This is a genomic window from Solwaraspora sp. WMMB335 (genome assembly GCF_049179075.1).
In the GTDB taxonomy this organism is placed as follows: domain Bacteria; phylum Actinomycetota; class Actinomycetes; order Mycobacteriales; family Micromonosporaceae; genus Micromonospora_E.
Window position 1 is genome coordinate 626,043 of sequence record NZ_JBMHMF010000001.1, and the last position, 13,204, is coordinate 639,246.

Genomic DNA, 13,204 nt, shown 5'->3' on the forward strand with positions numbered 1-13,204 from the left:
TCATGCCCTTCATCGACGTCCGCATCTTTGAAGAGCGGCTTACCCCGGCCGTGCAGGAGGCGCTCGTCGCCCGGCTCACCGATGCCGTCGCCGACGTGCTCGGTGAGCCCACGCGCGCCCAGACCTGGGTGGTGCTGACCGGCGCGCCGGCGGCCCGCTGGGGCGTCGGCGGTGTGCAGGGAACACCACCGACGCCCGCCTTGGCGCAGGCCGATGACGACGACCAGGCGGCCACCGGCACGCGGCCCTGCCACGGCGAAGGAGACGCGCGATGACGGTCTCCCCCCGGCACGTCACCGACCAGGCCGCCGGCGGCACCGGCGGCACCGCCCCGCCGGGCGCCGACCAGGTACGCGCGGCGGTCGCCGCCGCGCTCAACGTCGAGTACGCCGACCTGACCCCCGAGGCCGACCTGTTCGCGCTCGGACTGGATTCACTCACCCTGATCCGGCTGGTCTCCGGATGGCGGCGGGCCGGACACCCGGTCACCTTCGAACAGTTGGCCGAGACGCCGACCCTGGCCGGCTGGACGGCGGCCCTCGGGGTGCCCGCCGGGCCCGCGCAGGCGGACGCCGGCATGGCCGCCACCGGCGAGGTCGCCACCGGCTCGGGCACGGTGCCGTCCGACGACGCCGTGCCCGAGCCGCCCGACCCGACGGCGTCCTTCGAGTTGGCGACGATGCAGTACGCGTACTGGATCGGCCGCCAGGACAGCCAGCCGTTCGGCGGCGTCGCCGCCCACTTCTACGTCGAGTTCGACGGGCACGGCGTCGACCCGCCGGCCATGGGACGGGCGTTGGCGGCGCTGGCCGCCCGGCACGCAATGCTGCGCGCCCGTTTCGACGACACCGGTCGGCAGCAGATCACCGCCCGGGGCGGACCGGCGTTGACCGTGCACGACCTGCGGACGGCGACGCCGGACGAGGTGGCCCGACAACTGGCGCGGCTGCGGCAGCGATACACCCACCAGCGGATGGACGTCGAACACGGCGAGGTCCTCACCGTCGCCTTGACCCTGCTGCCCGACGGCGACACCCGGCTGCACGTCGACCTCGACATGCTCGTCGCGGACGCGTTGAGCATGCGGATCCTGCTCAACGACCTGCGCCGGCTGTACCGGGATCCGGACGACCCACTGCCACCGGTCACGTCGAGCTTTCCCCGGTACCTGGCCGAACACCGGCGTACGGCAGCGCCCGACCGAGACCGGGCACGCGACTGGTGGCACGAACGTCTCGCGGAGCTGCCCGGCGGCCCGCAGCTACCGCTGCGCCCCGACGCGGGCCGTGCGGACGTGCCGGCACGTAGCGAGCGGCTGCACCACTGGCTCGACCCGCAACGCAAGCGGGCGCTGTTGGAGCGGGCCGCACGGCACCAGGTGACGCCGGCTGCGGCGCTGGCGACCGCGTTCGCCGAGGTCCTCGGGGCGTTCAGCGACGACCGCCGGTTCCTGCTCAACCTCCCGCTGTTCGCCCGGGAGCCGCTGGTGCCCGACGTGGACCGGCTGGTCGGAGACTTCTCCAGCTCGGTGCTGCTCGGCGTGGACACCAACGGTGTCGTGCCGTTCACCGAGCGGGCCCGGCACCTGCAGGCGGCACTGCACGCCGCCATCGACCACGGCGCCTATGCCGGGGTCGAGGTGCTGCGTGACCTGTCCCGCCGGGCCGGACAGCCGGTACTCGCCCCGGTCGTCTACACCAGTGCGTTGGGCCTCGGCGAGATCTACGACGCGGCGTTGCAGGACACCTTCGGCGCCCCGTCGTGGATCATCTCGCAGGGTCCACAGGTGTGGCTCGACGCCCAGGTCACCGAACTCGACGCTGGGCTACTGCTGAACTGGGACGTACGGCTCGACGTGCTGGCCGACGGGGTGGCGCGGGCAGCCTTCACCGCGTACCGGGAACTGGTCGAGGCGTTGGTCGACGCCGACGCCGCCTGGCGGCGCCCGGTCGGAGCGCTGCTGCCCGCCGGACAGGCGTCGGTACGGGAGAAGGTCAACGCGACTGCGCTCGATCGGCCGGCGCGCTGTCTGCACGACGGCTTCTTCCGGCACGCCGCCGTCCGGCCAGGGCATGGCGCCCTCGTCGACGGCGACCGCACGGTCAGCTACGAACGGTTGGCCGACACCGCGACGCGGGTGCACACGCTCCTCGCCGCCCACGGGGTGGGCCCCGGTGAGCCGGTCGGTGTCACCCTGCCCAAGGGGGCGGACCAGATCGCCGCGGTGCTCGGCGTGCTGTCCGCCGGAGCCTGCTACCTGCCGATCGGGGTCGACCAACCGGCGCACCGCCGCAGCCGGCTGCACGCTCTCGGCGGGGTGCGGGTGGTGCTCACCGACGCGGCCCACCGTGACCTGGTCTCGGCCGCCGGTGCCCGGCCGCTGCTGGTCGCCGACGCGGCGACGCTGGCACCGTCCACCCCGGTGCCGGCCGACCCGCATGCGCTGGCGTACGTGTTGTTCACCTCGGGATCCACCGGCGAGCCCAAAGGCGTGGAGATGACCCACGCGGCGGCGATGAACACCATCGACGCGTTGAACGCCCGCCTCGGGGTCGGACCGCACGACCGGGTGCTGACCCTGTCGGCGCTGGAGTTCGACCTGTCGGTGTACGACATGTTCGGCCTGCTCACCGCGGGGGGCGCACTGGTGCTCGTCAACGAGGACCAGCGCCGCGACGCGGCGGCCTGGTGGCGTCTTCTCACCCGGCACGGGGTCACCCTGTGGAACACCGTACCGGCGCTGCTCGACATGCTGCTGGTCGCCGCCACCGCACGGCCGGTCGCCGCCACCGCACGGCCGGCCGCCGCCACCGCGCGGCCGGCCGCCGACGACGTTCCGACGGACGACGTCCCGACGGGACGCCCGCCGGCACCGGCGCTGCGGGCCGTGCTGCTCGGCGGCGACCAGATCGGCCTGGACCTGCCGGACCGGCTGCGGGCCGTCGCCCCGACCAGCCGGTTCCTCGCCCTCGGCGGAATGACCGAGGCGGCGATCCACTCCACCGTGTGCGAGGTGGCACAGGTCGATCCGCAGTGGAAGTCGATGCCGTGGGGCGTGCCGTTGGACAACGTGCTCTGCCGGGTGGCCGACGCCGACGGCCGGGACCGGCCCGACTGGGTCACCGGTGAGCTGTGGGTCGGCGGCGCGAGCCTGGCCCGGGGCTATCGGGGCGACCCGCAGCGGACGGCCGACAAGTTCGTCCGGTACGCCGGACGGCGCTGGTACCGCAGCGGTGATCTGGCCCGCTACCGGCCGGACGGGACGCTGGAGTTCCTCGGCCGCGCCGACCACCAGGTGAAGATCCACGGTCACCGGATCGAACCCGGCGAGATCGAGGCGGCGCTGGTCGCGCACTCGGCGATCGAGCAGGCTGTCGTCGTCGTGGCCGGTGAAGGACCGTCCCGGCGACTGTCCGCGGTGGTGACGGTACCGGCCGGCGCCACCGGGACGGGGCCACCGGACGATCTGGACGGTTGGCTCGCCGAGCGGCTGCCCGAACACATGCGGTGCGCGGCCGTCACCGTGTGGCCACGGCTGCCGTTGACCGGCAACGGCAAGGTGGACCGGGCAGCGGTTCGGGCCGCGCTGGCCGCCGACACGCAGCGGCGACGCACCGGTGACCGGCTGACGCAACCGCCCCGGGGCGCGCTGGAGACCCTGGTCGCCGGTGCCTGGTCCGAACTGCTCGGCGTACCGCGGGTGGGCCGGGAGGATTCGTTCTTCGCCCTCGGTGGCGACTCGTTGCTCGCCACCGGCCTGCTGGCCCGGCTGCACGGCAGCGGCGTACGCGGGGCCCGGCTGGCCGCCCTGTTCGCGAACCCCCGGCTGGCGGACTTCGCCGCCGGGCTGGTGCTGGACGCCGCACCCCAGCCCGGGTCGGCGGCCGCCGGCCCGGTGGTGGTCGCCGACCCGGCGCACCGGCACGAACCGTTCCCGCCGACGGACGTCCAACGCGCCTATTTCGTGGGCCGCGACCCCCGGCTGCCGCTGGGTGGCGTCGGCACCTGGCAGTACATCGAGTTCGACGGCGTCGATGTCGACCTGGACCGGCTGCGACGCGCCTGGCAGCGGCTGGTGCACCGGCACGAGATGCTCCGGGCGGTGTTCGACGCCGACGGCAACCAGCGGATCCTGTCCCAGGTGCCGCCGGTACGGATCGAGCTGGTCGACGTGGACGATGCCGATCCGGCCGCGGCGTTGGCGGACCTTCGGGCGACGCGGTCGCATCTGCTGACCGACCTGACCCGCTGGCCGCTGTTCGACCTGGCGGCGGTCCGTTACCGGGCGGCCGGACAGGTACGCACCAGGGTCGCGGTCGGACTCGACTACATCGTCTTCGACGCCTTGTCGATCATGACGCTCTACACCGAAGCCGATCTGCTCTACCAGCAGCCAGAGGCCGACCTGCCACCGATCGAGGTGTCGTTTCGCGACTACCTCCTGCAGGTCGCACCGGACCCCGAGGTCGTCGAGCAGGACCAACGTTACTGGACGCAACGGCTGACCGGTCTGCCGCCGGCACCGCAGCTGCCGACCACCCGTCACCCGGCGGAGGTGACGCGGCCACAGTTCACCCGTCGGCAGCACTGGCTGACGCCGCAGCGGTGGGCCGCGATCAGGGACCGCGCCCGCCGGCACGGGCTCACCCCGTCGACGGTGCTGCTCGCCGCGTACGCCGAGGTGCTCGGCGCCTGGAGCGGCCGCCGCGACCTGACCGTCACTCTCACCCTGTTCAACCGGCGTGACGCGCATCCGCACATCTACCGGGTGCTCGGCGATTTCACCACCTTGTCGCTGGCCGACTACCGGCCGACGACCGGCGGCACCTTCCTGGCCGACGTCACCGCCTTGCACCGACGGATGGGCGAAGACCTGGACCATCGCGAGATCAGCCCGTCGTGGTTGCTGCGTGAGCTGGCCCGCTCCACCGGCAGCATGGAATCGATGCCGGTGGTCTTCACCAGCGCCATCGGCGTCGGCGACGGGGTGTCGATGGACCGCTCTGTCGGCTTTCCGCAGCCGGTCTGGGGCATCTCCCAGTCGCCGCAGGTGTGCCTGGACAACCAGGTGCTGGAGTCACGCTCAGGGCTGCTGGTGACCTGGGACAGTGTCGACGAGCTGTTCCTGCCCGGGGTGCTGGACGCGATGTTCGACGCCTACCTGGGGCTGCTCGACCGGCTCGCCGGCACGGCGTGGGACGCGCCGCTACCGGCGCTGCTGCCGGCCGGTCAGCGGGCGGTCCGGAACCGGGTGAACGCCACCGCCACGCCGGTCCCCCGACAGCTGCTACACGATGCCGCGTTCGCCGCCGCCGGCCGCACGCCGGACCGTTCCGCGTTGATCTGGCACGAGGCCAGCGGCGAACGGGCCGTCCTGACCCACGGTGAGCTGGCCGAGCGGGCACTGCGGGTCGCGGGGGCGCTCGGCACCCTCGGAGTGCGTCGGGGCGACCCGGTGGCGATCACCCTGCCGAAGGGCCCGCAGCAGGTGGCCGCCGCCCTTGGCGTGCTCGCCGCCGGCGCGGTGTACGTTCCGGTCGGCGTGGAGCAACCCGCGCTACGCCGCGAGCGGATCTACCGGGACGCGGGCGCCGTAGCGGTGATCGTCGCCGAAGCCGCGGACAGCGGCGGGCTGCCGGCGCTCTCGCCGCAGGCCGCGCTCACGGCGGCGCCGTTGGCCGCGCCGGTGCCGGTCGGACCGGACGACCCGGCGTACGTCATCTTCACCTCCGGTTCCACCGGCGCCCCGAAGGGTGTCGAGATCAGCCATGACGCCGCGGCGAACACCTGCACCGACATCACCACGAGGTTCGGCGTCGGACCCGACGACCGGATGCTCGCCCTGTCCGCGCTCGACTTCGACCTGTCGGTGTACGACATCTTCGGCGTCCTCGGTGCCGGTGGCGCCCTGGTGCTGCCCGCGGAACAGGAGCGACGCGACGCGACGCGCTGGCTGCGCCTGGTCGCCGAGCATGGTGTCACGCTGTGGAACACCGTACCGACGCTGTTGGACATGCTGCTGGTGGCGGCCGAACCCGGTCCGCTACCGGCGAGCCTGCGGCTGGCGTTGGTGTCCGGCGACTGGGTGGGCCTGGACCTGCCCGGCCGGCTGCGGGCCGCCACGGCCGACCGGACCGGTGGAGCGTGCCGGCTGGTCGCCCTCGGTGGCGCCACCGAGGCATCGATCTGGTCCAATGCGATCGAGGTGGCCGACGTGCCCGGGCACTGGCGGTCGGTCCCGTACGGACTCCCGCTGGCCAACCAGGCGTACCGGGTGGTGGACGACGCCGGACGCGACCGGCCGGACTGGGTGGCGGGCGAGTTGTGGATCGGCGGCCGAGGGGTGGCCCGCGGCTACCGGGGCGACCCGGACCGGACCGCGCGCAAGTTCGTCACCGACGGGTCGGGTCGCTGGTACCGCACCGGGGACCTGGGCCGCTACTGGCCGGACGGGACACTGGAGTTCCTGGGCCGGGTCGACCATCAGGTCAAGATCGGTGGTCACCGGTTGGAGCTCGGCGAGATCGAGGCCGCCATGGAGGCGCATCCGGGGACCGGCCGGGCCGTGGTGGTGGTCGTCGGTGAGCGCGGCGCCCGTCGGCTGCACGCGTTCGTCGAGGTCGGGAGCAGCCGACCGGACGGGGCCGGTGGCGGCCGACCCGACGAGGCCGGTGGCGACGGGTCGGGCGTGGCGCGCTCGTTGCGACGCTTTCTCGGCGAACGGCTGCCCGGGTACGCGATCCCGGCCCGGATCACCGGGCTCGACGCCCTGCCGCTCACCGGCAACGGCAAGGTGGACCGGACGGCGTTGCAGGACCGCGCTGCGACGGCCGGCGGTGAGCCGCGCGGGCGGCCACCAGCCGGCGACGCGGAGACGGCGGTCGCGCAGATCTGGCAGGACCTGCTGGAGACGACGGTGTCCGACCGGGAGGCGAACTTCTTCGCCCTCGGCGGGGACAGCGTCAGCGCACTACGGATGCTCACGGCCGTCCGCCAGCGGTGCGGCGTCGAGATCCCGGTCCGGCGGTTCCTGGCGGCGGCGACCGTGGCCGAGGTGGCGGCGGCCGTCGAGGCGGCGACCCCGGAGACTAATGAAAACGAGTACGATTTCGGACTACTATGACCCGCATCGACAGAACCCGACCGTTGACGACGGTCCTCGGCCCGATCCGGGGCCGGCTGGCGCTCGCGATCGCGCTGCAGGCCCTGGCCAGCGCCGCCGGCGTCGGCGTGCTCGTCGCCATGGTGCAGATCGGCGACCGGTTGCTGAGCCCCACCGCCTCGGACCCGGTGTGGCCGGTCGCCCTGGCCGGCGTCGGCGCGGCGCTGGCCGCCGTGCTGGTCACCACCGCGGCGAACGTCGTCACCCATCTCGCCGACAGCGCGCTGCAACTACGGCTACGCCGGGCGTTGGCCGACCGTCTCGGCCGGGTTCCGCTGACCTGGTACGCGCACCGTGGTTCCGGCCAGGTGAAGAAGGTGGTGCACGACGACGTGCAGGCGATGCACTACCTGGTGGCGCACACGGTGCTCGACGTGACCGCGGTGGTCGTGACGCCGCTGGTCGCGCTGGCGTACCTGGTTGGCGTGGCGTGGTGGCTCGCCCTGGTCTGCGTGCTGCCGCTGGCCGCCGGGCTCGGGCTGTTCCGGTGGGCGATGGCCGGCGCGGGACCGAAGATGGCGGCGTACGGCCGGGCGGCACGCGAGATCAACAGCGCGGCGGTGGAGTTCGTCGACGGCATCGCCGTGCTGAAGACCTTCGGGCAGGCCGGCGTCGCGCACCGCCGGTTCCGGCAGGCCGCCGACGCCTTCAGTGAATTCTTCGCCCGCTGGGCCGCCGGCACCACCGGCGTCACCACCGCGTCACAGCTCGTGGTCACCGCACCCATCGTGCTGCTGATCGTTCTCGGCGTCGGCGTACCCGCCGCCGTCGGCGGGCAGCTCGCGCCGTCGGCGCTGGTCGCGTTCGTCCTGCTGGCCCCTGCGGTGGCCGCGCCGGCGGCCGGTATCGGCACCCGGGTACAGGCCCTGCGGACCGGCCTGGGCGCGGCAGCCGAGGTCGCTGCGCTCATCGACGGCGACGACAGCGACGGCAGTGACAGCCAAGGCAACAGCGACGGCAGCGGCGACGGCAGCGGCGCGCCGGGCCGGGCTCGGGGCCGGCCGGACGGGACCGTCGTGCGGTTGACCGGCCTCGGCTTCTCCTATGACGGCACGCACCGGGTGCTCGATGATGTCGACCTGGAACTCGCCCCCGGCACGGTCACCGCGCTGGTCGGCCCGTCCGGGGCCGGCAAGTCGACGGTCGCCCGGCTGCTCGCCGGCTTCCACCGACCCACCGCCGGCGAGGTCAGCATCGGCGGGGTCGCCGTCGGGGATCTGGACCCTGCGGTCCTGCACCGCACGGTCGGGTTCGTCCTGCAGGAGGTCATCCTGCTGCGGGCCAGCGTGGCGGAGAACATCGCGCTGGCCCGGCCGGACGCCAGCGTCGCCGAGATCACCGCCGCCGCCCAGGCGGCGCACATCCACGACCGGATCACCGAGGAACCGCGTGGCTACGACGCGGTCGTCGGGGTCGACGTGTCCTTCTCCGGCGGCGAGGCGCAACGGATCTCCATCGCCCGCGCCCTGCTCGCCGATCCGCCGGTGCTGGTGCTCGACGAGGCGACCGCCTACGCGGACCCGCACGCCGAGGCCGCGATCCAGCGGGCCCTGTCCGCCCTTGCCGCCGAGCGCACCCTGCTGGTCATCGCGCACCGGCTGGCCAGCGTCCGCGCCGCCGACCAGATCGTCGTACTCGACCGGGGACGCGTCGTCGAGCGGGGCCGCCACGACGAGTTGCTCGCCGCCGACGGCCGGTACGCCCGGTTGTGGTGGGCTCAGGAAACCGGCCGGTCGGCACCGGTCGAGCTGATTCGGGAGTCGACATGATCCGTGCCCTGTCCAGCGCCGTCGGCCCCGCCCAGGCCGGGCCGCTACGGCGGTTGCTCGTGCTGCTGGTCGCGGCGGCCACCGCCCAGGGTGTCGCCTACGCCCTGCTGGTGCCGCTGATCCGGGCGGTGCTGGGCGATCGGCCTGCGGCGGCGCTGCCCTGGCTGGTCGCCTTCGGTGTCGCGGTCGCCGGCTATGCCGTGCTGACCTGGTCGGGGCAGTACCTCGGCTTCGCCACCGGGCAGGCCGTGGCCCGGGTGCTGCACCAGCGGCTCGGCGAGAAGATCGCCCAGTTGCCCCTGGGCTGGTTCACCCCGGCGCGTACCGGCGAGCTCAGCCGGCTGGCCAGCCAGAGCGTGCTGCAGCTGATGAACGTGCCCGCGCACCTGCTGCGGCCGGTGGTCACCGCCGCGGTGACCCCACTGGTGGTGGTGCTGGCGCTGCTGGTCGTCGAGCCACGACTGGGGACGACCGTCGCCGTGGCCGCGCCGGTGCTGCTGCTCATCCTGCGCTGGAGCAACCGGGCCATCGCCCACGCCGACGCCGACCGGCACCGGGTGACAGACGACGCGGCGAGCCGGATCATCGAGTTCGCCCAGGCACAGCCACTGCTGCGGGCGTACGGGCGAACCGCCCGGGAGCACCGCCTGCTCGACGACACCCTGGTGGCGCAGAGCCGGGCGGACCGGGCCCTGCTGCGCCGCGCGGTCGTCGGCCTGGTGTCCTTCGGATTCGCCGTACGGGCCCTGCTCGGCGCCGTGCTGCTGCTCGGGGTCCACCTCGCGCTCGGCGGCGTGCTGGACGCGGCGACGCTGATCGCCGTGCTGGTGCTGACCGTCCGGTTCACCGAGCCGCTGGCCACCGCCGCCGAACTCGGCGCCTCGCTGCGGATGGCGGCCGGACATCTCGCCGGGGTGAACCGGGTGCTGCGGGCCGCCACGCTGCCGGAACCGCGGCACCCGCGGCAACCGGACGGCACCGAGGTCGTCTTCGACGACGTACGGTTCGGCTACGACGGGCGGCCGGTGCTGCGCGGGGTCAGTTTCACGCTGCCCGAACGCAGTATGACCGCGTTGGTCGGCCCGTCGGGTGCCGGCAAGACGACGGCGGCCCGGCTGCTCGCCCGGTTCTGGGACGTCGACGCCGGAGCGGTACGCGTCGGTGGTGTCGACGTCCGGGAAATGACAGCCGCGGATCTGGCGTCCCGGGTGTCCTTCGTCTTCCAGGACGTGTACCTGTTCGAGGGCACGCTCGCCGACAACATCCGGCTCGGCCGGCCGGACGCCGGCGACGACGAGGTGCGCGCGGCCGCCGCCCAGGCCGGTCTCGCCGAGGCCCTCGCCGATCTGCCGACCGGCCTGGACACCCCGGTGGGTGAGGGCGGCACGGCGTTGTCCGGCGGCCAGCGCCAGCGGGTGTCGATCGCTCGGGCGCTGCTCAAGAACGCCCCGATCGTCGTCCTCGACGAGGCGACCGCGTCGCTGGACGCCGAAGCCGACGCGGCGGTGCAGACGGCCGTGGCCGCGCTGGCCCGCCGGGCGACCCTCCTGGTGATCGCCCACCGGTTGCAGACCGTGCGGGCCGCCGACCAGATCCTGGTGCTCTCCGACGGGCGGATCAGCGACCGGGGTACCCACGATGAACTCGTCCAGCGGACCGGCCTGTACGCGTCGTTCTGGCGGGAACGCGTCGAGACGCAGGGATGGCGCCTCGTCGACCGCTAGCGACGTGCCCGGTCACTGGTGTGTTGGCGGCAGGGACGCAACCGGCGGCCACCGTGCCGGTGGCCGCCGGTTTCAGTGGTCGTCCCAGTGCCCCTCGTGCCGGGCGTGTCGGTGCCCGTCGTGCACGTAGTCCACGTGTCCGTCGTGCGGCACCGCGACGTGCCCACACCCGTCGCGGTGCTCGTGGTTGTGGTGGTCGTGCACCTGGTGAGCGCCGGGCTCGCACTCGTCGAAGTGGCCCTGGTGCTCACGGTGCAGGTGACCGTCGTGGACGTAGTCGACGTGTTCCTGGTGCGGAACGGCGACATGCCCGCAGTCCGTCCCGTGTCGGTGTGTGTGCGCCGGGTGTTCCTGATGGGTCTGTGCGGTTGTCATTACCCCTCCTACGACGAAGCCCCGCTATGCCATAAACGGTAACGAAGGCAGCTCTGATTCTCCCGGATTCGGCGACAAACCGCCCGGTCAGCTGTCAGGCACGGGGTCGTTCGGCCGCAGAGGGTTACCAGGACGCCTTGCGGATGCCGGGCAGTTCGCCGCGCAGCGCCATCTCCCGGAAACGCACCCGCGACAGGCCGAAGCGACTCAGCACGCCGCGGGGGCGACCGTCGATCGCGTCACGGCTGCGGCGTCGGATCCGGCTGGAGTCACGGGGCAGGGCGGCGAGTTTGCGGACCGCCTCGGCCCGCTGGTCGGGTCCGGTGCCAGGGGCCGCGATCAGCCTCTTGAGGGCGGCCCGTTGGTCGGCGTGGCGGGCGACCAGGATCTCGCGACGTTTCTCCCGCTCGACCAGGCTACGGCGGGCCATCAGCGCTCCTCCCGGAACTCGACGTGCCGACGGGCGATGGGGTCGTACTTGCGCAGCACCAGTCGGTCAGGGTTGTTACGGCGGTTCTTGCGGGTGACGTAGGTGTAGCCGGTGCCGGCGGTGCTGCGCATCTTGATCACGGGTCGGATCTCGGTGCTTCGGGCCATCAGATCTTCACTCCCCGGGCGCGCAGACGGGCGACGACGGCGTCGATGCCGTCACGGTCGATGATCCGCAGACCGGTGGTGCTCACGTTGAGGCGGATGGTGCGCCCGTCGGCGAGCCGGAACCGGCGGCGCTGAATGTTGGGATTCCACCGGCGGCGGGTACGGCGGTGGGAGTGGGACACCGCGTTGCCGAAGCTGGGCTTGGCGCCGGTGACGTCACAGATGTTCGACATGCGATTCACTTTACAACGACAATCGTTTCCAACAGGATGTGGGGGTGAACACCGACCCGACCACCACCGTTTCTCCACCGGACCTTGACCGACGTCCCGCCGTCACCGTCATCACCAGTTTCTCCGAGGTGGCGGCCGCCGCCGTCGCACGGCGGTTGCTGGACACCGGCGAGCGGCTGCTCGTGGTCAGCCACGACATCGGCGCCATCCGCTCCGGACGGGTGCACCGCACGGTACGCGACGCAGACGGCCTGGTCGAGGACGCCGCCGTGGATCTGGTGCATGGTTGTGTGTCGTGCACGCTGCGCGAAGACGTGCTGCCGACCCTGGCCCGGCTCGCCGACCGGCATCCGGCACACGGGATCGTGCTGGTGCTGCCCACCGTGGTCGAGCCCGAGGCGGTCGCGGCGGCATGCGCACACTGCCTGGTGGACGGGACACCGGTGACGGCCACGGTGCGCTTCGACTCGTACGTCACGGTGGTCGACGCCGCCTCCCTGCTCGACGATCTGGCCAGCACCGACGACCTGTGCGACCGGCAGTTGCACGCCGCTGCCGACGACCACCGGGCCGTCGCCGATGTGGTGGTACGCCAGATCGAGTACGCCGACACGGTGCTGCTGTGGGAACGCTCCGGCGACCCCTTCGAGCGGGCGCGGCTGTCCGCACTGCTGTACCGGCTCGCGCCGTGGGCCAGGCACCTGAAGCTCGGCACGAAGCAGGACAACGGCCGGCACGGCGATCCGGCCGCCGCGTTGCTGCGCACCGGCCGCCACGATCCGGCGGTGCCGGGCACGCTCGGTCGCGCCCTGGAAGGGTTTCCGATCGCCGTGCATGCGCCAGACAGCGACTGTGGAGTGGTGTCGATGCTGTTCGAGGCCCGCCGCCCGTTCCATCCTCAGCGGCTCTACGACGCGTTGGAGGATGTCACCGAGAACCTGCTCCGCGGGCGGGGACAGTTGTGGATCGCCAGCCAGCCCGACGCCGTGGTGGGGTTCGAGTTCGCCGGCGGGGGCGTCGGAATGGGCAGTCTCGGCTACTGGCTGGCGGCACTGCCGACAGACCGGTGGGGTGAGGCGAGCGACTGCCGTCGGCTGGCCGCAGACCTCGACTGGGACCCCTACTACGGTGACCGCCGCACAGCGCTGGCGTTCGTCGGCATGCAACTCGACGCGACGGCGCTCACCGAGTTGTTGACCGATTGCCTGCTCACCGACGACGAGATCGCCGACGGATTCGACACCTGGCGGAACCTGCCGGACCCATTCGCCGGCTGTTTCCCACTCGGCGACGACGACGCCCCGGCGCACGCCACCTCGGCCGACCCGTCGTGACCCCTGCCGC

The 13,204-nt window shown here is 73.0% G+C and carries 9 protein-coding genes; 5 read left to right on the forward strand and 4 right to left on the reverse strand.

Going from position 1 to position 13,204, the window contains the following annotated elements; all coding sequences use genetic code 11:
• The first annotated feature begins 2 nt into the window (after positions 1–2).
• Genes ACN27F_RS02660 through ACN27F_RS02675 form a run of 4 tightly spaced genes read left to right on the forward strand, consistent with a single transcriptional unit; the run spans position 3 to position 10,655 of the window.
• Positions 3–275, forward strand: coding sequence for a tautomerase family protein (locus ACN27F_RS02660; RefSeq protein WP_421430957.1), 273 nt, complete (start codon positions 3–5; stop codon positions 273–275).
• Positions 272–7,123 (forward strand): amino acid adenylation domain-containing protein, encoded by a 6,852-nt coding sequence (locus tag ACN27F_RS02665; protein ID WP_421430958.1) that lies wholly within the window; start codon positions 272–274, stop codon positions 7,121–7,123. Before ACN27F_RS02660 ends, ACN27F_RS02665 begins: the two co-directional genes overlap by 4 nt.
• Complete coding sequence (locus ACN27F_RS02670) at positions 7,120–8,931, forward strand: ABC transporter ATP-binding protein (protein WP_421430959.1); 1,812 nt, start codon at positions 7,120–7,122, stop codon at positions 8,929–8,931. Before ACN27F_RS02665 ends, ACN27F_RS02670 begins: the two co-directional genes overlap by 4 nt.
• Positions 8,928–10,655 (forward strand): ABC transporter ATP-binding protein, encoded by a 1,728-nt coding sequence (locus ACN27F_RS02675; protein ID WP_421430960.1) that lies wholly within the window; start codon positions 8,928–8,930, stop codon positions 10,653–10,655. Before ACN27F_RS02670 ends, ACN27F_RS02675 begins: the two co-directional genes overlap by 4 nt.
• Positions 10,656–10,727: 72 nt before the next feature.
• On the opposite strand, the gene ACN27F_RS02680 is transcribed toward ACN27F_RS02675, so the two are convergent.
• The 4 genes from ACN27F_RS02680 to rpmB all read right to left on the reverse strand — a co-directional run bounded on the left by ACN27F_RS02680 (position 10,728) and on the right by rpmB (position 11,860).
• A complete protein-coding gene (locus ACN27F_RS02680) occupies positions 10,728–11,030 on the reverse strand; it encodes a hypothetical protein (RefSeq protein WP_421430961.1) in 303 nt (100 codons plus the stop codon).
• A 124-nt stretch (positions 11,031–11,154) separates the two neighbouring features.
• Entirely contained in the window at positions 11,155–11,460 is a 306-nt protein-coding gene (rpsN, locus tag ACN27F_RS02685) for a 30S ribosomal protein S14 (RefSeq protein ID WP_421430962.1), read from the reverse strand.
• A complete protein-coding gene (gene rpmG / locus ACN27F_RS02690; protein WP_421430963.1) occupies positions 11,460–11,627 on the reverse strand; it encodes a 50S ribosomal protein L33 in 168 nt (55 codons plus the stop codon). The genes rpsN and rpmG overlap by 1 nt, the downstream gene beginning before the upstream one ends.
• Entirely contained in the window at positions 11,627–11,860 is a 234-nt protein-coding gene (gene rpmB, locus ACN27F_RS02695) for a 50S ribosomal protein L28 (protein ID WP_421430964.1), read from the reverse strand. The genes rpmG and rpmB overlap by 1 nt, the downstream gene beginning before the upstream one ends.
• A 44-nt stretch (positions 11,861–11,904) precedes the next feature.
• Here rpmB and ACN27F_RS02700 point away from each other — a divergent pair, with 44 nt between their 5' ends.
• Positions 11,905–13,194 carry a CobW family GTP-binding protein gene (locus tag ACN27F_RS02700; protein WP_421430965.1) on the forward strand — a complete coding sequence of 430 codons (1,290 nt, stop codon included), beginning with the start codon at positions 11,905–11,907 and terminating at the stop codon, positions 13,192–13,194.
• Positions 13,195–13,204: the final 10 nt, after the last annotated feature.